Consider the following 24037-nt stretch of genomic DNA (forward strand, 5'->3'; position numbering starts at 1 on the left):
GATCCATTACGCTTCCCATAGATGGACATACTCACGTTTTGTACATATTGCATCCACATGTATAGCATTCGCTAGTAAATCATCCTGATAATTAGTAATATCCTCTGGTCTGCCTTGCAACTCAGGAGACACCAAGCATAATTTAAATCCTGCTTGCTTCAATTTCGTAAAACGTTCCCTATCAATTGGTAGTCTGGTAAAGCAATCTATCCAAACCCAATTCACTCGCCCCTGCATCGCAAGAATCGTATCTATCCCTTCGAACTCGGAAAATCGGATAGCAATATTCCGTTCTCCATGACGTGTCAGTTCATAAATCATCGGAAAGGAAGAATCTAGAAAGAAGTAGTTCGTAATATGATAGTTTTTTAATAGTGTTTGAACCTTATGCTCAATTCGTTCACTCTTAATATTTAAGATCATACAACCATGTTGATAATGCTGCAGAAACTCCTCCAAATCCTCTCCATCCTCAAAAGGATCATGTTGCAAAATAATGCGTCCTCCTGCATCTCGCAAATCAATCTCAACCCCATAATGCTTAGGTAGCTTATTTAATTGAGCAACGGTATTTATTCGATGAGCAATATAGTCCATTATCTAGCTAACTCCTTTTTTAAGGTCGTACTAAAATCTAGGGTACGTTTTATAAATTTTACCTTGGCAGCTAACCCATTATTCCAGCTTGATTCCCCATGTAATCGGTCTGGGAATACGACAGCAAACCGATGAATTTCCAAATCGGCCTTCCTAGCCATATAGAACGCATATAGATCCAGCGAAAAGTCATCTGGCGGATTAGACCAGCTTAAATAAAAGCTACGATGGAATACATTTGGCTGCGCATTTATATCACGGAGCTTTTGCTTTAAATATAAGCTTTCAAACAAGCTCATTCCGCCTGTAAACAGCTGATCGAACAACGGCCTATTTTTTCGATTTCCCTTCACAAATATATGTTGAGGTGAGGGACTATTGTCTATTACCTCCATCGCTTTGATAACATCTAATGGATCTGTTTGTAAATCTGCATGGGTCCACCCTAAAAATTCACCTCTGGCATGACTTAAACCGTATAAAATACCATATCCATATCCGCGATTCACTTCAATTTCTAAGCGTTGAGCAAATGAATATTGAGGAACCCATTGCTGCAACGTTTCGCTGCTTTCATCCTTGGAACCATTATTGACTAAGAGAATTTCGACATCCTTTCGTTCCATTACCTGCTCCCATCTAGCTAATAAAGCTGGGATATTTTTCGCCTCATTATAGCAAGGAATCACAATGGAATACTTGATCATTTTTTAAACACCCACCATTTCTGAACCGTAAAATTTATAATTGTACTTGCTGCCGTCGCAATCGTAAAGCCAACTAATGTTATCGAGCTTATATACGTCAGGATGAAGAAATTTACACCAACATTAACTCCAAGTGTACTTACATACAGAAGTGTAAACTTATAAAATTGGATGATAGCATGTTGTTTCTTTTCAAACGTCCAATACTTATTGAGAAGAAAGGCAATGATCATTCCGCAAATATATGAAATCAGTTTGGCAATATTGGGATCTAAATTTGGAATCAGGATAAAATATAGCAAGCAATCCACAGCAACAGCCGACATTCCTACTACGATGAAACGCAATATCTGTCTAACATGGCTATTCATTAAAGGGAAACTGGCTTTTTCCATTGATACAATGCATCCAACTCAGATATTTTGTCTTTATTTATAAATGTATCCAAATGTAAACGGTAGGGATGCCAAGCACATTTATGGAAGAAGCTCTGCCAGTATTGGAATGTTTTTAAATCCGTGGGTGTACCCCAACCAATATAATGATCCACCTCAAGCACTTTTACATGTAATCCCATCTCGATTAGTTCATTGAAACAGCTATCTATATAAAATTCACCATTCACTCGTATATTTTTTGCAAATAACCGGTTGATAGCCTGTTGAAAATAGCTCGCTTTTCTAAAATAAAACGTCCCAACAATCGCATGATCATCATAAGGATGATCACTGATTGGCTGCTTTACGGATACCTCTGTTACACGATTCTGTGTGTCCACCTTCACCCATCCATACATTTCTGGATTTACTTTACTAGAAGGATGTCTTCGAAACGTCCATATAATGGCATCAATATCATCATCATGCATTAATTGTTGATATACGGCCTCATTCCATAAGGCTCCGTGGTCACAGGCTGAAATAAGTAAGGATTCATCCAGATTTATTCTATCCAAGGCTAATGCACAGGTTTTCGCCTGCCCTTCCATTAGCTCTTCTACCACTAAAATTTCACCCGACTCCCCATACATTCTTAGGTCTTGTTCTATATCATAGCGCTGCATATGTTCTTCCAAGCACATTAAAAATTGTTTGTTAGCCTTTGGTAAATATGCGTTTGCTTGTATAAACATCGGTTTCCCAGAAACCTCTATAAAAGGCTTCGGCAGCGAATAACCATTTCTAGCAAAGCGACTCCCCGCACCAGCTAATGGTAGTATGGTTGTCATTGGATATATTTCCTCGGCTTTGTTTCCTTCCATAACCCTATGAAAATAGCTCGACCAACGTTGGTATGCTTCCATATCCTCTGGCGTCCCCCATTGAAGCATATGTTGTATTTCGTAAATGAATGTATGCAATCCGTCCCTTTGTAATAGGTTATAAACGAGACTGACATAGTATTCTCCGTTCACATGGATATTCTTTTCCATAAGTTCTGTAAAATATTTTTTTACAAAAAAGCCTTTTTTAAAGTAATAGGTTCCGCTTGAAGCAAATTCCTCCATTCTATTCGAAGTGAACGGCTGTTTTTCTTTTATTTCTAGCATCCAGTTATGCTGATGACGCATAAATGCATAATTGGTTGTTCCTAACATATGGGGATGAAAACCTCTATACGCCGGTATGGCACCGTCAGCATTTCTTTCTCGAGTACGTGCTAGAAAATCATCATAGCTCCAGTAGCAAGAGAAGTCACAATAATTAATAATGACCTCTTCCTCATCGTTTATTTCCTGCATAGCTCTTGTAACTGCATATACTGGTCCCTGCTTATGTGGTGATATACTAATAATTTTTCCCTCTGGAGCAATCCGCCTAAGTATACTTTCCATATTTGTGGCTTGCAGGTGATCCTCTCTACAAATAAATATAAAGCCCGTTTCTTTGGGAAATAAATTCACTACATGCTCAATCATTGGCATGCCATCCACTTCAATTAATGGCTTTGGTTGCTGGTAACCTGCTCGAACAAATCGACTGCCTTGTCCTGACATAGGTATAATAATTTTCACTTTCATCCTCCTAATCCCTTATTAACGCGCAGGAAAACCTCTACTGTTAAACGTTTACTTTATACGCTCTGTCTAAATTTCTCTGCTTCCCAATCGCTTAAGTACCGTAACTCGTTATTATCTAATGGTTGTTCTTCACCATATAACGATGCAAGTGTCATAATATGTGCTTTGAATACTTCCTCCGTTTCTTTTGCTTTTTTGCGATTTACAGACACAAAAAATAAGTAGCCTTTATAAATAACTACTTTCGGTAGAGTTTGATACATATCCATATACTCTTTTAATGCTGCTACGTCCTGTTTACTAGTTACATTTACAGCGTAGTAACCACAAAACACAAATGTATCTGGACATAAAGGCGGTTTGTAAAATAATGTTCGCACATGCTGGAGCATCTGTGTCAAGTAAGGATCCTCCGATAAATAAGCAGTGATTGGGGAGCTGTCAACAGTGTACATTAGTTGTGAAAGTTCATTGCTAAGTCGATAGTGATCGAAATAAACACCTAGATGCTTTTCAATGGTCATAACAACATGATTGGTTAATCGCTTCACTTCATTTGCGTCATCCGCGCTAACAATTAATCCGTGATTTTGTAAAAAGATAATCTGAGGTAATTGCTGCCATTGATCTAGATAGTTCACACACCTCTCGTTTAATTTGATAGCGAGATCGATCCCGGGTGTTTCGTATGGAATAAATAGAGCTTCAGGAAATAGCAACTGTAGTTGGTCTCTCCCATTTTGTTTACATGTAAACATATTTACGACGATTGGGTGCGTATGAAGCGTATATTTATAAAGCAGAGCATGTAGGAATGTTTCGATAGATGGTCTATGGTCAACCGAATATACCGTTTCTTTCATTAAATTCCCGGCAAGCTGCTCTCGCTTTTTTTTATCTGTTTCATGTAAGACTTGTTCATTTTCTAGGATTTCCTGTATCTTATTAAGGCTAACTTCTACAAAGGCATCCGTCTCATTTACATCCGACAGCAGTTGTCCCGAGGCTTTAATGAGCATCTTTCCATTCGCTAACTTAACAGAGGAATTGCCACCTCCAGCTTGAATTAAATCGAACCGTTCCCCAGCGAAGCGTGAAAGCCCAACAAATAGCTTCTTCTCCTCAACCATGTTTCTATCCACTCCCTTCCATAAACTGGTTTTATAACAGCAGGCGAGGTGCTGTTAAATTTTTTCGTATACATGCAAAAAGTTCCCTATAGCTAGTGGGTTTTTATGAGCAGCCTTTTGATTCAACCAAAAAGATGTTATTCCTAATGTCGATGCTGCTACGACATCTTTTTCATAATGATCACCAATCATAATGACTTCTCCTGCTTCCATTCCCAATTTGTTTAACGCAAGCTGAAAAATATGCGGATGTGGTTTTTCTACACCTGCTTCTTCACTCGTCACCATGTAGTTGATACGTTCTTGAATACCGAGATAGACTAGCTTCCGATGCTGAATATGAGTCGTCAAATCCGTTACGATACAAATTGGTATTTCTTTCGTTTTATTTAGAAAAGCATGAACACCTTTTTTCAGCCGCATCGCTGGTAAAAATGTATCCCAATATAACCGATACGCTTCTAATGTATGTACTTGCGCATTTACGTGTAAATATTCAAACATCCGTTGAAAATAAAGCATTCGATTATGGGAAGCTGCAGTAGCACCTAGATCTGCCTTTACAGAATTCTTTGCTAGTTGAAACACTTGCTCCAGCTCCGCATAACTCCTAGATGTATGAGAGGCTATATAAGCAAATACGGCATCCATCCCCTGCTGATGCGCATATTCATAATCATATAGTGTATCATCAAGGTCCAATAGGATTGCTTTAAAATCCATTGCAATTACCTACCTTTCATTTTCTCACTAATAAATACGAGGATAATTAATTGTATAAATGCCTCATAGCCATCCCGCCACTCAATCATATGGCCACGAGTAACTTCATTTAAATTTTCAATACAGTGATTAGCTAATTCATGGACTGTTTGCCGATCAATTGGCGCATGTAATTTTATCATCTGATGCTTTAAATTAGCGTGATAATCATGTGTATATGAAATATTTGCATTATCCATTTCCTCCAATACATGCTCGAGAAAAACATCCGCATTACAGGTGATTGTTAATTGAATTGCAGGATTCTCATCTGGGTTCCCGATCGCAAATGGCTTATCTGTATAATATTTGATAATAATATCGGCATATTTTTTTTGCGGATAGATATATTTCTTTGCATCTTCCACCCTAGCGTCAATTTGCTTCATCAGCTTCTCTATCGAGTAACCACGTTCGTTACAGTCTCGTATAATCTTCCAATGTCTTCGCAATTGTTCATCTGTATCCAGATAAATTTTTAGATCTAATACCTTTCTCGTTCTGGCTAATAAAAGTGGATGTAGTCCACACATGACAATAAAATCATTCGGGTCTATCTTCTGGGGATTTGTAAAGCTCCCCTTTTGATGGTCGTATTCAACGCGTTTTGCCGAGTTACCATTCTTCAACCTTTCTAACGTAGACGCCTGTTCATGCAGAAAATTGGCCTTCGGGTTTAAATGGGTATACTCTTTCCACTTCTCATGACCTCGCTCCCATTTATGATCACCGTCTCCTTCAACTATAAGTAACCTCTCGGCACCAAATAAATTCATTAACCCTTTTGTTAGTGTTGTTTTTCCAACACCACTATCGCCGCCTATGCCAATTACGGTTGGCCTTAACCGCACTTTGTATAAGGAATTACTAATAATGCCATACCTATAAAAAATCCAAATTAAACATAGCAAAATCCCTTCAAATAACGTAAATATCAAATTAGGTACAAAGCTATCATTCTGATCGATATGAAAGAATTCAGAAATAGCAAGTAATGTTGGATTTGTATTGGGATAAAAAAAGATAAAATAACCTAAATAAGCGGTAGTTAATAGTAAATATTGATACATATTATGTTTATTCTCATACGTCTTAATAAAAAAGAATGACGCAAACACAAAGGACCAGGCATACCAATGAGGCATTGGTGGAATAAATAGCACAAATGCAAAATAAAGCATGCCTAAATAGGTATACAATAAATCAGCATTAATTTTATCGAATCGAAAAAAGTGAATATAAATTAATGCAATAACAAGCGGTGCTACATAAATCTTGAGATAGTCAATTTCCAAATATATATCGAACATTTTAAATTGATCTTCATAGTAAAAAACCGATAGTTGATACCCCTTTGAAAATAGAAAAGGGCTTGATAAAAGAAACCAAGTCCCAAGTGCGATTATACTGAATTTCATTACATCAATCGTTCGATGCATTTTCAAAAAATAGATAAGAAGTAATGGCAATGCAAAAATTACTGGCATTTTTAACGACAATCCAACCGCATAGAAAACCGCAGCAATGACATGCTGTTTGCGTAGTAAATAAAATACTGATAGCAATAAAGCAGCTATCGGTAATAAATCATGATGTGGATATAGATAACTCGCTATAAAAATAAGGGGAGAACCATAATAGATAAACATGACCCGCTTTTGCTTTGTCGGAAATGTTCGCAGTAGTACATAATAAATAAGCATATCTGCTAGTAATGTTGGTAGCTGTATTAAAAACGTTTGAAGATGCTGCCCATCCAATCCGAACAGTACAACTGGCCAGAAAAAAAGCGCTAATATAAATAGCATTCCTGATGGATAAGGAAACGTCTCAAGAAATTCTTTTCCCTCATAAAACATAGGCCATGCATCACTAAATGTCCTAATAAAATGGTCTACACTTGGTATTGTTACATCAAACATATCCTTCGGTATCCAAGCATACATCATGATCACTTTAAGACATGTTATACCAATAAACCATTTACTCTGAAAGGTGTCACTTCGATCCATCTTCATATCATCCCCCCTTATGGGATTTTCTTAAGAAAACTGAGCAAAATTCGCTCAGTCCTTATCACTAAATGCTCAGATTTACGCTTCCTCTAGTAGCTATTATGGAATAATAGCTACTGCTTACTTGACTACCACTCCGGCTGCCCACTTCCCTTTCCGTGGGGTTTGTCCTTCAGCTAACTTTTTTAGCAAAACCCGCTCAAAAAAGTGGATCTTCAGGTCAAACATTTCCCACAGGAGTTGAAGTGGCCGGCCTTCGCTATTATCAGGCTGTACAACGCTAGCATGAAGTAACACAGCTGCTTTTATACTCACGGATAACGATTTTCACTTTACCCATTGTAAAAAAAGTCAACCTATTACTTATGACAAGAATTGTTGCACCTTCTCATAGCGGAGACTAATTACATAGACTCCTGCGGGATTAGCGCGAGCCGAAAATCCACTTTGCAACGTGTTCTTCTTTGCAAAGTTAGTTGAGGCCGTGCCCCGGATAGCGAAGTAATTAGTCGGAGCATTGCCAATATACATCTAACATTTCAAAATAACTACTTGGCTTAACGCAGTCATTGCACTGATTTTATACTTTCTTAACTTATAAGAAAAACAAGTGATTATTTATGAGAAAAGGTTTTCTCTACTACTGGGTGCTTCATGAGTTTCGTGCTTACGATTCGTTTAGCAACATGATAGAGATAGTTAAACTCTTCTGTCTTTCGAAACAACAGATAAAACAATACATTGGGAATGATTATGCATATAGTACCTCTGAATAAAATTGTCCACATGGTATATGTGGTGAAAAAGCTTCTGGCAATAAAATCCGTTATGATAGCAGCTATAACAACAATTAAGGTATACACCATATATCGTATAAAGTGAAAGCGAACTGGTTGAAAAAAAACATATCTAAAAAGGATATATGGATCATACCAAAAATAAACGCTCCATCTACTTATAACCGTTCCTATGAACACTCCCGCCAAGCCAATTTCCTTTGCTAGTATAATGGAAACTAAAATATTTATTCCTGCTGCTATAATCGGTCGATATTTACCCTTCCTAAATAAACCCGTTGTTTCTCTAAACGTAGTAGTCGCATTTTGCATACCCGCCGTAAAAAAGTTTAAGATTATGGCAAATACGATAAACATATTTAATACGTACTGATCGCCTAACCAAACGGTAATAAACGGATTAAATAAATTCCAAAGACAAATAGCACAGAAGCCAAATATCCAGAAATTAGTAAAGCGAATAACACGAAATATAAAATACTTCTTTTCCGCACTTTCTTCAACATGTAAGTTACCAACACTTGCTGTTATCGAGTGAAATAAATAGCCTAAAAGCGTAGTAATCGTGCTAATAATTAATAAATAATTGGCATACATCCCTACAAAGGCGATACCGGCAAAAACGGATATAATGATATTGTCTGCACCATGAATAACAACACCGCTAATCTTATATAAAAAGAGAGCATACAAATTACTAAAAAATTGTTTTCTATCTTTTTTCGGTAGCGTTGCATGTGCTCCTTCCATCAAAAATGGATACAATTGATTCGCTTTACGTGCTATATAAACATTCTCCATTACTCGGAAAGCGACCTGTGTAGAAAGAACGACAATATAATTTTTAGTTGTTAATAGTAATACAATCAAACATAGATTAGTCATAACGATAAACACACTGTGTATCTTTGATATTATATGATGTCGTTGATCTGCAATAATAATTGCTTGCTTATGCACAAAATAATAGGACATAACAGATTGCAATAAAAATAACAGATAGATTGCATGCAAATGATCAATTCGTGTATCACCATTTAGTAGGTATGGCAGAAATGGTAATAGTAATAGTCCGATGACACAAACAGCAGCGCCGATGATTCTATATGCCTTTTTAAATAGATTCATGTACGCTTGAATTTTGATCGTATCCTTTTCTGCCAACGGTTTATATAAGCTATAGATCATAGCAGTATCAAAGCCTAAATTCGTTAGTGATAAAATTAAGAGAACACTGCTGAACAGCCCTTCAACACCTACGTATTCGATACCAAGCGTATAAATAAAAACGGTGCGAACAATCATCCCCATGATCAGACTAATTACTTGTCCTGAAACCCCAAAGAACATATTTCTAATTGAGTTTTCGATTCTCATATAAACGCCTTCTACTTTATAAATTTTGCATTCGTATTCGATTTAACCGAGTGCGTACTCTGCGAATAATTATTGGAACGAACTTTGTTAGTCTGTATTTTAAAAGTGCTTTTTTTCTTTTAGCCGCAAAATCATACATTACGAACCAAGCCACTAATTCCTGATCCATAATTTTTTCCTGATTCTCTTTCATTCTGTCTTTAGATAGGTTCCACTGCATGATTCGCGCCGGTGTAAAATACTTCACGTTATCCTTTAAAAAATCGCTTATATGTTGAGATAGACTTCCTGTTATAGGAAATCCGAAATCACTTGGATCGCTACCCTCCGCAACAATACCAACTATTGTACGAACACATTTCTCGCAATGACAGCAATTTTTTTCATTTAAAAAACAGACCCTGAGGTTCACATCCGTTTCCTTGTTTGCGTAATAGTCTACAACTAATTTCACTTTTTCCTGCCGATTTATCTCATAACCGTCATGAAACACATGTCCCGAAGCAAATTTTATCTCATTATCAATCGTTGGATCCGATGCACACTTTGCCCTATATCCTCTAAAATAAGAGCTAGCAATGTATATACAGTTGATTTTCTCCTTATAGGCGATCGGGATAGCCGCAGAAATAATAGCTAAACTATGATGTAAGCCATGCCACCAAGAATCACCAAGTTTCTTTAGAAAATGTCTATCAATTTCTTGAGCGCTAATAAATGTCCCATAATTGGAATGAATAAGAATGTTATCAAGGTTATGTTCACAAGCAAATCGAGTCACGTGTTTTTCATCGGCATCCCATACCTTACTTCGTTGTACGGAATGCTGATGCCATCCATATTCAGTAATAAGTAAGGGCTTCTTTTCCTTGATCCGAATAAAGGTAGCAAGTGCATCAAGCCCCCCACTAAATAACTGAGCAGCTTCATGTTCAGGGGTATAGCTATTCTCTATGAGGTGATCCACATGTATTTCACCTGAAAAAATTACATCTGGGTACATTCGCTGATAGGCTTTCTTGATGTTGGCAAGGCAATCATAAAAGGATTTATCCAATTCAGAAACATAGATGGATGAATTGGTTATCCAAGCAAGTGGTGCGGTGTTCGCAACAAATGGAATAGCTGCTACACTAACCGGGACATCTTTCAAATCATCATTATATTGAAAAAAGAGATGATTACCTTGTTGAAAATACCGTTGGAGTTTCTTGTCTACACGAAACGAAATATCAATCCTTTTTCCATTCACTGCAACATCATCGAGTATAATAGCTTTCATTGAGCACCTCTAAATGACAATTCGGTATCGGACGTATTCACTTGCCTAAATTGTTGTAGCCACGTATTTATTCGCTTGAGATCTAGCTTTACATCAGTAGTAATCGCGGAATGTATGGTGGTTTCTAATTGACTCATTTCTCTTCTGTCTAGTTGATTAAGGTTATATGTCTCTCCCATGCCTCGCGCCCTTTCATCAATACCAATAATAATAGCTCGCTTTTTATGTCTCATTGCATAAATTCCTCCATGTAAACGTGTACCGATATAATCAATATCTTGAGACAATATTTTTTCATACGCTACTAACGTTGGAGAAACAATCTGAATCCCTTCTATATTATCGAGTGTATGAAAGTAATGCAGATCCTCTTTATCTTGAATCCAGAAATAGATCTTTTCATAATTTTTTTGTAAGACATTTATTAATAACTGATCGCATTCTTTATGTCTCGCATGAAAAGTAAGTGTAAAAACCACCGATGTAGCTTTATGTTTCGGAATTTGCAAACAAAAATCTGGCGTGAGTGACCATAATGTCGCACAGCCAGTATTAATTGCCTTCAGCCCCATATCTTCTACGAAACTTTTTGTTCGTTCGTCTCTAACACTATGAATATAGTCATGCGATAATACTTTTTTATAAAGCATTTTTGTATATCGCTTTATTTTAGTTCCTTTTCCTGCACCAACTCCAACCAAAATACTTCCTTTTAAAGGTTGATAATTAAATAGATTAATATTCCATTGTGGAAAATGGGTTAGCATATCCATTGTCAGTAAATTGGATCCTCCGACAAATTTGTATTTCGCATTACTATATAGTTTTACACGGTTAGAGCCTCTAACCACTTGATACCAATGAAATGGAGCTAAATGCGTTGGTAAGGTAAGTACGTAATCCTCCTTTGTAATTTCCGTTAAGTGCTCTCTCACGCACTTCATAATAATGTCATCACCCTTATTCAGAGACCCTACAGATGTATCTAATAATACAATATTATCCATTAAAGACTATGACCTCCCTGCGACTTCTTGTTCAAATGTCTGATATAGCTTTTTGATTTCTAATTTATTGCTATAATCCAATTGCTTGGTATTCTCTACTAGTCTTTCTCGGTAGGATGTATGATGAATCAGCTGCTTGATGCCGGTAACCAAACCATCAATTCCGAGAGCACAAATGCATCCATCTACGTTATGCTTAAGCTGACTTGCAGCGGTTGGATAATTGGTAATTAGAACTGGTTTTGCTAAAATTTGCGCTTCTGTTACTGTCACTGCTTTTCCTTCATATCTAGAAGGTTGCACGTAAAGATCTGCTGCTTTCATAAAGGGATACGGATTGACTTTTTTCCCTAATAAGAAAAAATGATTTTGTAGGTGATTGTTGGCGATCAATCGATACAGCATTTGCTCATCTCCACCATAGCCAACAACGTACCAAGCAAGGTTTTTATAACCACTATCTATTATTTGCTTTAATGCTTTTATCGCCATATCAATCCCTTTCGCATGAGATAAACGTGCAACCGTTACGATCTTAAATCTAGTATCGTTTAGCATCGGATTTTCTACTTCTTTTGTTGCCATCTTCCTAACAAACATAGGTGATATCATATTCTCCACTACTTTTACATCAAGTCCTTTATATACGTTTAAAAAAGCCTCTCTGCATGCCTCCGAAACCGCAATAATCGAGTCGAATTTAGCCCACATATCGTAATCCATTTCTTTGTCAACCTGCACTGTTGAATAATCTGTATGTATCCAAGCGATTTTATGATGTGCTTTCACCTTTTCAGCAACAAAATAATGGGGCCATAAATAACTAATTGCAACATCATACTGCTCTTTTATAGTCGGTAGCATCGGCAAGGTATATTTCCACATGAGCTGTGATTGATAATAGCCTGGCTCCGAAGCTTTTAATTTAAAACCGTTTATTTGTGCATGTAGCTTCGCCATTATTCTGGAAAAACCTATCTGGTAATGCCGTTCTTTTATAACGGTTGGAATGGACTTACGAAATGTCGTATACGCTGGTATTTCAGTTAATATATTTACGTTATGTGGAACGAGCTTCAAAAATTCCCCCTGCTGTCTATACAGCATTAAATCGACATGGTACGTATCGTAATCTAGATTTTCAAGTAAGCTAAGGAGACTCCTTTCTACCCCACCAACCTCCATATCAAAGGAGGCGATAAATATTTTTTTCTTCATATACACCACCGCTATCGGATATATAAATGCCCATCAGCTTTGCAATAGCTAGGGAAACCGAATATCCATTTTTTTCGAAAGCAGCTTTCACTTTCATCGTATTCTTTTCTCTCTTATACACCATGTTCATAATTTTATCTGCCCAATATTGTGGCCCTTCCTGCAAAGAAATTCTCGAGATTAGTCCTAATTTAAGGTCTGCCTCCGGTTGAATTGCTTCGGAAACGATACATGGTAAGCCACTCGCTTGTGCCTCTAGTAACACAAGACCCAGCCCTTCATAAATGGATGGAAATAGAAATACATCCATTGTATGCAGAATGGTAGGAATATCCTTGCGAAGACCTAAAAAACGAATATTCTGATCAAGCTTTTCTTGTTTAGCAGTTTCCTGAAGCTCTTTTTGTAACTTACCTTCCCCAACAAGAATTAGCATGACTGTAGGATCTTTTTGTCTACAAACTTTTAGGATTTCCAGTAGAAATCGATGATTTTTAGCTGCGATGAATCTACCAATGTGACCAATAATCCGCTGATTTGATAACCCTTCCTCCCTCTTAAACTGTTCTACCTGCTTGTGATCCTTATACAAAAAATGCGTATACTCAATTGCATTGGGAAAATAGGCATACGTTTGTTTCGATAGCCCTCTTCGGCCGAATAGATAGTGACCAGCATGATTACTACATGCTAATAAATGCGTGGAAAATAGCTGAATGAGCAATCGCATCGTGGGCTTATAGGCTTTTCTAATGATACTGTTGCCTTCATCCTTCGTCGTATGTGCATGCGATATTCTTCGCTTAACACCAGCTAGATAACCGGCTGTCATAGCAACCCCGCAGTGAAATAGCGTATGTGCGTGGATGGCCACATATGGGCCATAGTGCTTGATAGCATGATAGATCTCACGAATTGAATTTGTCTTTGTAAGCGTAATAACGCTACCACCTAAACTTCTAATTTCCTGATCATAATCCGCTTCTTCACTACTGTAAGATATAAAATCGAATTGTATTTGTTGATGGTTTAGTCTTCGATAGATATTCATAAGCAATGTTTCTGTTCCACCACGATTCATTGCACCAACCACATGTAATACTCTAATCGGCTTCTTCTGTTTCATTTATGATCTCCTTTGTAAATTTAAACAGTTCATTTTATTAGCCTAAATCATCTTTCTCCTTTTGCCACTTTGCAAATTCAATCACTGCGCGATATTCATGAAGTTGCCCCTTGTCAATGCCTGTTCTCTTTAGTTCATTTACAAAATCTATCCACTCATGCTCTGGCAATTTTGCATCTTTATCATCTAAGCCTAATATCGTTCGGAGATCGACATCCAACACAGCTGCGATTTTCTCTAATATTTGGATCGATGGATTATGATTGACATTCCTTTCCATACTGCTTAAATAAGATTTCGATATATTTGCACGTTGTGCGCATTCTGTTAAACTAATTCCCTTTTTTTTACGAATACGTTTAATATTTTTTCCCAACATCTCCTATACCTCGCGTTTTCCTATAATAAAAAAACTCCCATTTGGGAGAGAACGCTTAAACGCCTTTCGAATACAAGTAATAACTCGAAACTGCTGCTCTTCCGTTAAGTTTGACCCAGAAGGAAGACAAATCCCTGTTTGAAACAATTGTTCGGCTACGTGAAGGTTTTCTTGATGTGGATAGTACGTAGCATCGTAAAAAAGTGGCTGTAAATGAAGAGGCTTCCAAACTGGTCGTGCTTCTATATTTGCTTCTTCTAAGGTCCTTAACACCTCGTCTGCTGTTGTGTTCGTAGCCTCTGTACTAACGGTAAACGTAGTCAGCCAACGATTGGATCTTGTGTTTTTTAGCTCTTGCATAAATTGAATACCTGGTAAATCTCCTAATAATCGTTCATACCTATCGAACACCTGCCTTCTTGCAGCAACACGTTCCTCCAACACACGTAATTGTGACCTACCAATCCCAGCTACAATATTACTCATTCGGTAATTAAATCCGATTTCGCTATGTTGATAATGTCGTGCTTGATCGCGAGCCTGCGTCGCAAGAAAACGCGCTCGTTGTATAGATTCAACATCGTTTGAGATGAGCATCCCCCCTCCGGATGTAGTAATAATTTTATTTCCATTAAATGAGTAAATTCCATACTTGCCAAACGTACCGGAAGCCTTGTTTTTATAGGTGGTACCTAGGGACTCCGCTGCATCTTCTATGATAGGGACTTCATAGGCATTACAAATCTGTACGATGGCATCCATTTGGGAGCTTTGTCCATAGAGATGAACAACAATAACTGCTTTCGGAAGCTTTCCCCGTAAGACAGCATCCTCCATTGCCCGCTTTAAAGCTTGCGGTGACATATTCCAGGAATCAGGCTCTGAATCTATAAAAACCGGTTCTGCCCCTTGATATAAAATGGGATTAGCGCTAGCAACAAATGTTAACGTAGAGCAAAACACCGTATCTCCTCTCGTAACATTCATCAAACACAGCGCTAGATGAATAGCGGCCGTTCCCGAGCTTAGCGCAACCGCATCCTTAACACCTACTCGCTCAGCCATCTCTTGCTCAAACCTATCTACATTTGGGCCAAGTGGGGCAATCCAATTCATCTCAAACGCCGCTTCTATATATTCCATTTCTGTACCACTCATATGTGGCAAGGATAGATTAATTCTTGGCTCTGTCAATAAGCTCACCCTCTTTTTTCGTTTTATCATTATTGACGAATCTATCTATAATTCGTGTAGGGGAACCAACAGCTTTACTATAGGCTGGGATATGCTCAATAACGGTAGACCCTGCACCAATAATGGACCATTTTCCTAGATGCTTTCCTGGTATGATAGTAGCTGATGAACCAACATGAACTCCCTCACCCGTGCTTACATTCCCCGCTAATGTTGCATTTGGTGAAACATGCGAATAATCACCTATTGTACTATCGTGCTCTACAATTGCTGATGTGTTGATAATCGAGTACATTCCTACTTCAGCATTCGCATTGATTATCGCATGAGGCATAATTACTGATCCAAACCCAATGGTAGCAGATTTACTCACTATAGCTGACGGGTGAGCTATGGATAGATAATGCTTTGGTAACAATGGTAGTTGCTCCACAATTTCCTTTCTCACTTTATTGTCACCAATAGCAATAACCACCTTAGTTCCTTTACGTAAAAGCTTTATAAGATAAGATACGGGTGCATGAATGACACCTTCTATCTGAAATCCACGTTCATACTTATCATCTAAAATAGCTACAACATGATAATTTTCCTTAGCAAATATCATCTCTTGTACAACCTTGCTATGTCCACCATCTCCTATGATAATGATCCGCATCTTATTGGGCTTCTTTCGTGCCATGAAACTTTGTCATTGTTGCTGAACCCTGTTGAGTTATCCCTTCTCTTTTAAGCACTTTAATAAAAGTTAAAACTAAGATTCTACTATCTAATAGGAGATTTTGATTTTTTGCATACCAAATATCTAATTTAAATTTTTCCTCCCACGTAATTGCATTTCTTCCATTTACTTGAGCCCACCCTGTTATGCCAGGTTTCACCGTATGACGAAGTAACTGCTCTTCGTTATATAATGGAAGGTATTCCATCAGTAGTGGTCGAGGACCAACAATACTCATCTCACCTTTTAGCACATTAATAAATTGTGGAAGTTCATCTAAGCTGTATTTTCTTATCCACTTACCCAAAGCTGTTAAACGTTCTTCATCTGTTAATAGGACGCCATTTTTCTCCTTTTCATTTATCATCGTTCTGAGCTTATACAGCTGAAACGGTTTATGATGCAAACCAGGGCGTTGTTGTTTAAAAATAATAGGACTTCCCAATTGCAGCCTGACCCCCCAGCAACGATAAGGAAAATAGGAGAAAATAAAATAAGGATACTAATGGACAAAAAAACATCAACCAATCGTTTCATATATTTAACTCCTTTCTATGAAGCGTTTCCCTTATAAAAACTGCCGTATACACGAACAAAAGCGCTAGCGCCTGATTAGAAACGTAGCAACGAAGTGAGTCGGCAGAGATAAAGGAATCACAGTGAGCTTACGAACCGATGATGACTTATCGTAGAAGGATTCGTGAACTCGCCTAGTTTCTGGGCGCTGGAGCTGAACACGGCTCAACACGCCCATATTTATCAACAAGGCAGATCCCTCATTTCCTAGACTAGAAAAACGGAGCAAAATTCGCTCAGTCCTTATCACTAAATGCTCAGATTTACGCTTCCTCTAGTAGCTATTATGGAATAATAGCTACTGCTTGCTTGACCACCACTCCGACTGCCCACTTCCCTTTCCGTGGGGTTTGTCCTTCAGCTAACTTTTTTAGCAAAACCCGCTCAAAAAAGTGGATCTTCAGGTCAAACATTTCCCACAGGAGTTGAAGTGGCCGGCCTTCGCTATTATCAGGCTCTACAACGCTAGCATGAAGTAACACAGCTGCTTTTATACTCACGGATAGCGATTTTCACTTTACCCATTGTAAAAAAAGTCAACCTATTACTTATGACAAGAATTGTTGACCTTCTCATAGCGGAGACTAATTACGTAGACTCCTGCGGGAATTGCGCGAGCCGAAAATCCACTTTGCAACGTGTTCTTCTTTGCAAAGTTAGTTAAGGCCGTTGCCCGCGGAAAGCGAAGTAATTAGTCGGAGCATTGCCAATATACATCAACCATTTCAAAATAACTACTTGGCTTAACGCAGTCATTGCACTGATTTTATACTTTCTTACACTACAAAAAAGCGCTGAGAGCGCTTTTTTAAGGCTTCTTTTAATTGAGTAGAAGAGGAGAAGCATTATAAAGTTGGATAAAAAGCCATTAAAAAATCCCTGCATTTTTTATCAGGGATACATTCGTTTTATTCCGTTTTGTTACTTCCTCATAGCCATTTAGATTAGTAGATTGCCATCTCCACGTATCCTTACACATAGCGTCAATTCCTCTGGTTGCTTGCCACCCAAGTTGTTCTTTTGCTTTCGAGCAATTTGCATAACAAATGGCTGCATCCCCAGATCTTCGTGCTTCTATCGTATAAGGAATAGTTCTACCAGTAGCTTTTTCAAATGCAGCTATTACTTCTAATACACTGTATCCTCTACCAGTACCAAGATTAAATGTATTTATACCTGTGGAGGATTGTACGTTTTCTAGTGCACTTAAATGACCAATAGCTAAGTCAACCACATGAATATAATCTCTTATTCCTGTCCCATCTTTCGTAGGATAATCATTTCCAAATACATGAAGCTTATCTAACTTTCCCACAGCAACCTGTGAAATATAAGGAAGTAGGTTATTCGGTATACCATTTGGATCCTCTCCTATCAAGCCACTAGTATGCGCACCAATTGGATTAAAATAGCGCAATAAGGCTATACTCCAACGTTGATCTGAAAAGTATAAGTCTTGCAGCATTCCCTCAATTATTTGTTTCGTACGTCCGTAAGGGTTTACTGGCTTCAGCTCCGTATTCTCATCAATCGGAACTTGATTTACAGCACCATATACTGTGGCCGAGGAACTAAACACCAATTTATTGACCCCATACTCACGCATAACCTCACATAAAATGACGGTGCTATGGACATTATTACGATAATATTTAAGCGGGAATGAAACAGACTCACCCACTGCTTTATAACCAGCAAAATGCATGACCGCCTCTATATTATGCTTAGCGAATACCTCTCTAACACTCGCTTTATCTAATAAACGGATAGGATATGCTTTCACTTGCTTACCAGTAATTTCCGTTATCCGCTTTAATACATTTGGATTACTATTTTCAAAGCTATCCATAATAACGATGTCATAACCTTTATTAAGTAGCTCCACACAGGTATGACTACCAATATATCCAGCCCCTCCAGTAACGAGAATGGTCATTTTTCTCCCCCTTTCGTGTTCCATACAAGGTAATCACTTTCATATAAAATTTGTAGGCTTATTACATTTTCATAATAATAATAAGCGAAGTAGCAAATTAAAATTCCAAAGTAGATAAATTTTTGGTCCTTTTCACGAAATAGCTTTACAATCCATGAAATAAGAATTAACTGATATAACTCAAAATAAATGGAAATTCTAGCGAATATCCAATTCTGCGTAGATATCAACATAAAAATAAATCCTAATAGCGACATATTTACAATATAATCACTATTTGGAGTTAATTCCCTTAATTTATTCCTACCTAGAAAAGCAATAAATAAAGGCACCGCACCTACCGCAACCCGCAGGATATTCGACCCACCTTCCTCAAAGCCTTTATAGTGACCATATTGGGTATCCTCTAGTGCTGAAAATAATAGTGCTGAGAATTGTTCAAATCCAACTACGATGACTAAAGATACCGTAATTAATACAAGCGTCGCTTTGGACCATGCCTTAAATCGCACTAAAAAATATATAGGTAATAGAATAAGTGCGCTTTGATGAAACAAGGAAGCCAAACAAATAATCAATGCATATTTGATAAAACTTCCTTCCGTTACATATTTTATTGCTGTGAAAGCAATTGCAGCAGCTAATACTTGCCGTATGCCGTTCATAGATACAAGGAATAAACCACCTGTGATGTAGACATACAAACTAAGCTCTAGCATTCTTGAATAATGGTATAAAACAAAAATGATGAATACATTTGTGATAAGAGCTGTTGTAAAAATCAAGATTTGTGGATCTTCTGAAATAAAATTTTTTAATAGCATTTGTAGCAAACCAAAACCGATATCCTTTTGCGCTATTACTGTATCCCATGTGAAATTATTAAGTTCATAGGAATATTTGTAAAAAAAAGTATCTCCAATATTAGATCGTAGTCCGGAAATGACTACAAGAGATGCTAATGAAGCAAAAACAAATAATTTATTTGGTCGAACCGCATCAACTACGCCTGGAACGGTAATTGGTGTTGCCACATATCGGGCTAAAAAAGAAAATGAGAAAACGAGCATAAGGTTAAACCAAAGCAAGGCCATATGATTTTTCCTTTCGGGATAAAGTAAATCTTTATTGGGCTGAGGTCATTGTGGTAGTAGTCGATCTAAACTTAATATATAAGAACAATAAAAAGCCAAGTGGTATAGCTAATATTGTAAGTGTTTTTACTGGTGTCTCTTTGAGAAATGAACGATTATTACTTAGCATACTGCTTGATACATAGTGGATAGCCTGCCTAAATTTAAAAGAAGTACTAGCGAACGGTAGCTGCATTAGCTCTTTACGGTAAAAAGAAAAACCCTTTGGGTTATTTCGATACTGATTTATCATATTATAAGAAGAACCATCAGGTAGATATTCTACATGGCATAGTACTTGATTCATTAATAACATTTCATAATCCCTATCTAGCATAAAATATTTATATGCTAGTCCTAGATAGTTTTCATTTTCAAATAGTGGATAGTTATACTTCCGCGTTAATGCTGTTCGATAGACAAGCTTCTTATCCCCTTTAACACCATATCTGTGATAAAGATTAAATAATGTTGATTGGCTGACGTGCTGTGGTAACGGAGTGCCAATAATCTTATTATGCTTATCTGCATCAAGGCCAATAATTCCACTAACTTGTTCACTGCCATAGTCATCCCAAAATGTTAGAATCTTTTCAACAGCATCCGTTGGCATATAATCATCTGAATCGATACAAACATTTAATTCTGTTTGGATGCGTTCATAGGCAGTGTTATGTGCACCATGCATCCCTTTGTTTGGCTGCCAACAATAATCAATTTGTATCACATCTTCTTCTTTCCACTTTTCTACTAATTCGCGCGTATGATCGGTCGAACCGTCGTCCACAATTAACCATATAAAATCTTCAGAGGTTTGTGCTTTTAGGCTTTCGTAACAATGGTGAAGACAATAGGCCCTATTATAAGTAGGAGTAAATATCGTTATACGTTTCATACAATCTCCTCTCGTAAATTGATGTAAGCGTCTTGGGTTTCACGTGCGGTTTTTCGTATATCATATCCCCTTTGCGACACTGCATCTTCATACATATAACGAGTGAAGGCAGCTTTATGACATTTCATTATCTGCTTGATCCAACGATCCTTAGCATTAAGTTCTATATATTCTATAAGACCGAATCCCATATCCACTTCTTTCGTAATCGTATTAGCAATGATGCAGGGTAAACCTGCACTTTGCGCTTCAATCAATGTAACCGGTAACCCCTCATGTAAAGATGGAAAGATAAACGTATCAAACGCCTGTAATAAAAGATGTATATCCTTTCGTATACCAAGTAAACGCACATGACTTTCAAGATTCAACTCACTAATTCTTTTTTTCACTTTTGATTTTAATGGTCCATCCCCAACTAATAATAGGACGGTATTAGGTATTTCACGTTGTATTTCCTTAAATAATTCTAGTAAATATAGATGATTTTTTTGTCGTGTAAACCTTCCAACATGACCTATTACAAATGTATTTTCTGATATACGCAGCTTTTCCCGCATATCGTTGCGTAACTGCTGAGAAAATTGAAATTTATCTGCTTCAATGCCGTTCTTTAGAATAAAAGCTTGCTGTGCCTTATTTTTAAACAACCAATTTGCTGCAGCTTGAGAACATGCATAATAATGGGTAGCACTCTGTGTAATAAAGCTGCCTGCAAAGCTCTTGTATAGTTTTGTAGCTAGACTTCCTTCACTTTCCGTATTGTGGCTATGGGATATTCGAATGGGTACATTCGCTGCCTTAGCTTCTCGAAGAACGAGTCCACTCATCTTATCGAGGTGGGAATGAACAATGGAATATTCTTGATTTTGTTGAAAAAACTGTCGTAAACCCCGCCTAAATCCATGATGCCCAACATCCGTAATATAAGGGATCCGATGAATACGTCCACCCATCTGCTTAATTGTTGCATCGAATTCACCTTCTCTACACGTTAAAAAATCAAATTGAACCCTTGTTCGGTCCATATTTCGATATAAATTCATCAGTAGCGTTTCTGCTCCCCCTCTGTTCATATTTACGACAACATGAAGGACTCTTAGTGGGCTACCCATACTTTCTCCTCCCCTTCGTTCATATACCTTTTATAAATGCTACGCAACTGCTCTAGTACCAAGCTTTGACTATAATATTGTAAAATTGTATCACGAGCATTTTCACCTAATGATTGCCTTTGTGCTGGTGTTTCAGATAGAAGCTTTATTTGTTGAGCAAGCAATCTAGAATCCATTTGTGGTAGCACGATACCATTTTCATTACACTTGATTAATTCCCTATATCCTCTATTATTCGTAGCGACTATTGGAATACCGCATGCCATTGCCTCCATAATACTTACGGGTAAGCCTTCTCGATAACTGGAACCCAACGCAATATCACAAATAGGCAAGAGGTTATGTACATCCTTACGAAATCCAAGAAATTGGATAAGATGTTCCACGCCAAGCTTTGTAGCTAACTCCTTACAAAAATGGAATTGATCACCCTCCCCAACAAGGAGTAGCTTTACATTCGGGAGCTCTTCTTTTAAATAAGCTAAAGCATGGATGAGGAATTGCTGATTTTTATTTTTGTTAAATTCTCCAGCGTGAAATAGTAAAAAGTCATCTGGTTGAAACCCGAATGACTTTTTTTGTATTGCTTTTTTTGCCTGGTCTATCGGGATAAATGTAGCTGGATCAACACCAACACCATTAACCTTGTTGATCTCCCCTGCTTTAAAACCATGCTTCACCGCTAATTGATAGTCCTCATTATTAATTACTATTAAGCTATCCGATAAACGAGCAAGATACTTCTCAATAGGATAATAGATGAGCCAACTTTTCCATGATCCTCCTTTACAAAAATGAAATCCATGTGCTGTATACAAAACCTTCGTCCCTTTCTTTCTTCCCCTCCTTGCCGCCATTCTAGTTAACATACCACCCATAGGTGTATGACAATGGACGATAGCATACTGTTGTTTCTCGATTAATGATTTTAATTGCTTATAGCCTTTCCAATTTGCTAGACGAAATGGCGATCTGTCAATCTCGATATTATATTTATGATCAACATAAGGTAATTCCATTGAACCTTTAGCAGCAACCTCGACTTGCCAGCCCTGCTCCTTAAACCACTTTAAATATGGCAGATGAAATGCTTTAAAATGATAATCTACGGTTGCACAGAATAAGATTTTCTTTGGCATACTCTATTCACCTTTTCTTAAAGACTACCTAGTTAACTCTGTTTCTACTACGGTTGCAAGATAATCTAATAATGGCTTCCTTAAGTTCTCTCGCTGCAATCCAAAAGCAATAATTGTTTGCATAAACCCTAATTGGTCACCAACATCATAACGTTCACCAGCAAATGCATACGCATAAACAGATTCATATGCATTTAGCTTTGCTATGGCATCCGTTAATTGAATTTCCCCTCCTGTACCAGGTTCCTGTGACTTGAGAATTTCGAATATGGCTGGAGTTAAAATATACCTACCTAAAATAGCTAAGGTAGATGGAGCCTCTTGTTGCTTCGGTTTCTCAATTAGATCCTTGACTTGGTACAGATGATTCTCCATTAACTGTCCAGCTACAATCCCATACTTGGATACATCTTCTCGTTTTACATTCTGCACACCAATAACCGGTGACTGGCAATGATAAAATTGATTCAATAGTTGCTTTAAACACGGTGTTTCTGCTTTCACAATATCGTCTCCTAATAAAACAGCAAACGGTTCATTACCGATAAACTTACGTGCACACCAGATAGCATGCCCTAAACCTTTGGGTTCTTTTTGCCGTATATAATGAATATCCACGAGTGTTGAAGAACGTTGTACGGCATGTAGCAAGTTGTATTTCTGTTTATTCATAAGACTTTGCTCCAGCTCAAAGGAATGATCAAAATGATCCTCGATAGCCCGCTTTCCTTTCCCTGTTACAATAATGATATCCTCAATCCCTGAAGCAACTGCTTCTTCTACAATATATTGAATAGTAGGTTTATCAACAATTGGCAACATTTCCTTTGGCATCGCCTTTGTAGCAGGTAAAAATCTAGTACCTAGCCCAGCCGCAGGGATAATAGCTTTCCTAACCTTCATATTCTGTT

General features: G+C 37.5%; 23 protein-coding genes and 1 pseudogene. All 24 read right to left on the reverse strand.

What is annotated here, in order from left to right; all coding sequences use genetic code 11:
- Positions 1-6: 6 nt before the first annotated feature.
- Entirely contained in the window at positions 7-597 is a 591-nt protein-coding gene (locus D9782_RS04475; RefSeq protein ID WP_121604208.1) for a PI-PLC domain-containing protein, read from the reverse strand.
- Positions 597-1304: a glycosyltransferase family 2 protein gene (locus D9782_RS04480; protein ID WP_034678712.1), complete on the reverse strand. Its 708-nt coding sequence runs from the start codon at positions 1302-1304 to the stop codon at positions 597-599. Before D9782_RS04480 ends, D9782_RS04475 begins: the two co-directional genes overlap by 1 nt.
- Positions 1301-1699: a GtrA family protein gene (locus D9782_RS04485; protein ID WP_121604209.1), complete on the reverse strand. Its 399-nt coding sequence runs from the start codon at positions 1697-1699 to the stop codon at positions 1301-1303. Before D9782_RS04485 ends, D9782_RS04480 begins: the two co-directional genes overlap by 4 nt.
- Positions 1675-3318, reverse strand: a complete 1644-nt coding sequence (locus D9782_RS04490) for an NTP transferase domain-containing protein (RefSeq protein WP_205389357.1) — start codon at positions 3316-3318, stop codon at positions 1675-1677. Before D9782_RS04490 ends, D9782_RS04485 begins: the two co-directional genes overlap by 25 nt.
- A gap of 59 nt (positions 3319-3377) precedes the next feature.
- Complete coding sequence (locus tag D9782_RS04495; protein WP_121604210.1) at positions 3378-4454, reverse strand: class II aldolase/adducin family protein; 1077 nt, start codon at positions 4452-4454, stop codon at positions 3378-3380.
- Between the two features lie 54 nt (positions 4455-4508).
- On the reverse strand, positions 4509-5177 hold the full coding sequence (locus tag D9782_RS04500) for an HAD family hydrolase (RefSeq protein WP_121604211.1): 669 nt from the start codon (positions 5175-5177) through the stop codon (positions 4509-4511).
- Between the two features lie 5 nt (positions 5178-5182).
- Positions 5183-7234, reverse strand: coding sequence for a hypothetical protein (locus D9782_RS04505; protein ID WP_121604212.1), 2052 nt, complete (start codon positions 7232-7234; stop codon positions 5183-5185).
- Between the two features lie 117 nt (positions 7235-7351).
- Positions 7352-7546, reverse strand: coding sequence for a hypothetical protein (locus D9782_RS04510; protein ID WP_121604213.1), 195 nt, complete (start codon positions 7544-7546; stop codon positions 7352-7354).
- A 299-nt stretch (positions 7547-7845) separates the two neighbouring features.
- Positions 7846-9405, reverse strand: a complete 1560-nt coding sequence (locus tag D9782_RS04515; protein ID WP_121604214.1) for a lipopolysaccharide biosynthesis protein — start codon at positions 9403-9405, stop codon at positions 7846-7848.
- A 16-nt stretch (positions 9406-9421) separates the two neighbouring features.
- On the reverse strand, positions 9422-10687 hold the full coding sequence (locus D9782_RS04520; protein WP_121604215.1) for a peptidase: 1266 nt from the start codon (positions 10685-10687) through the stop codon (positions 9422-9424).
- On the reverse strand, positions 10684-11694 hold the full coding sequence (locus tag D9782_RS04525) for a polysaccharide pyruvyl transferase family protein (RefSeq protein WP_121604216.1): 1011 nt from the start codon (positions 11692-11694) through the stop codon (positions 10684-10686). Before D9782_RS04525 ends, D9782_RS04520 begins: the two co-directional genes overlap by 4 nt.
- A gap of 6 nt (positions 11695-11700) precedes the next feature.
- A complete protein-coding gene (locus D9782_RS04530) occupies positions 11701-12912 on the reverse strand; it encodes a glycosyltransferase (RefSeq protein ID WP_226983592.1) in 1212 nt (403 codons plus the stop codon).
- The gene (locus tag D9782_RS04535) at positions 12881-14038 is read right to left on the reverse strand and encodes a glycosyltransferase family 1 protein (RefSeq protein ID WP_121604217.1); all 1158 of its coding nucleotides are present in this window, start codon (positions 14036-14038) and stop codon (positions 12881-12883) included. The genes D9782_RS04530 and D9782_RS04535 overlap by 32 nt, the downstream gene beginning before the upstream one ends.
- Positions 14039-14075: 37 nt before the next feature.
- Positions 14076-14417 (reverse strand): helix-turn-helix domain-containing protein, encoded by a 342-nt coding sequence (locus D9782_RS04540; protein ID WP_121604218.1) that lies wholly within the window; start codon positions 14415-14417, stop codon positions 14076-14078.
- Positions 14418-14420: 3 nt separating this feature from the next.
- Positions 14421-15641: a DegT/DnrJ/EryC1/StrS family aminotransferase gene (locus tag D9782_RS04545; RefSeq protein ID WP_121604219.1), complete on the reverse strand. Its 1221-nt coding sequence runs from the start codon at positions 15639-15641 to the stop codon at positions 14421-14423.
- The gene (locus tag D9782_RS04550; RefSeq protein ID WP_226983593.1) at positions 15592-16293 is read right to left on the reverse strand and encodes an acetyltransferase; all 702 of its coding nucleotides are present in this window, start codon (positions 16291-16293) and stop codon (positions 15592-15594) included. The genes D9782_RS04545 and D9782_RS04550 overlap by 50 nt, the downstream gene beginning before the upstream one ends.
- Positions 16271-16869: pseudogene (locus D9782_RS04555) on the reverse strand (sugar transferase). The gene D9782_RS04550 and the pseudogene D9782_RS04555 overlap by 23 nt, the downstream one beginning before the upstream one ends.
- 323 nt (positions 16870-17192) lie before the next feature.
- On the reverse strand, positions 17193-17408 hold the full coding sequence (locus tag D9782_RS04560) for a hypothetical protein (RefSeq protein ID WP_121604221.1): 216 nt from the start codon (positions 17406-17408) through the stop codon (positions 17193-17195).
- Positions 17409-17776: 368 nt separating this feature from the next.
- On the reverse strand, positions 17777-18844 hold the full coding sequence (gene galE / locus D9782_RS04565; RefSeq protein WP_121604222.1) for a UDP-glucose 4-epimerase GalE: 1068 nt from the start codon (positions 18842-18844) through the stop codon (positions 17777-17779).
- Complete coding sequence (locus D9782_RS04570; RefSeq protein ID WP_121604223.1) at positions 18841-19938, reverse strand: EpsG family protein; 1098 nt, start codon at positions 19936-19938, stop codon at positions 18841-18843. Before D9782_RS04570 ends, galE begins: the two co-directional genes overlap by 4 nt.
- 31 nt (positions 19939-19969) lie before the next feature.
- A complete protein-coding gene (locus D9782_RS04575; protein ID WP_121604224.1) occupies positions 19970-20872 on the reverse strand; it encodes a glycosyltransferase family 2 protein in 903 nt (300 codons plus the stop codon).
- Positions 20869-21987, reverse strand: a complete 1119-nt coding sequence (locus tag D9782_RS04580) for a glycosyltransferase family 1 protein (RefSeq protein WP_121604225.1) — start codon at positions 21985-21987, stop codon at positions 20869-20871. Before D9782_RS04580 ends, D9782_RS04575 begins: the two co-directional genes overlap by 4 nt.
- Positions 21972-23126: a glycosyltransferase family 4 protein gene (locus D9782_RS04585; protein WP_121604226.1), complete on the reverse strand. Its 1155-nt coding sequence runs from the start codon at positions 23124-23126 to the stop codon at positions 21972-21974. Before D9782_RS04585 ends, D9782_RS04580 begins: the two co-directional genes overlap by 16 nt.
- Positions 23127-23150: 24 nt before the next feature.
- Positions 23151-24029, reverse strand: coding sequence for a UTP--glucose-1-phosphate uridylyltransferase GalU (gene galU / locus D9782_RS04590; protein ID WP_121604227.1), 879 nt, complete (start codon positions 24027-24029; stop codon positions 23151-23153).
- Positions 24030-24037: the final 8 nt, after the last annotated feature.

Source organism: Virgibacillus sp. Bac332, assembly GCF_003667785.1.
Lineage (GTDB): Bacteria > Bacillota > Bacilli > Bacillales > Amphibacillaceae > Virgibacillus > Virgibacillus salarius.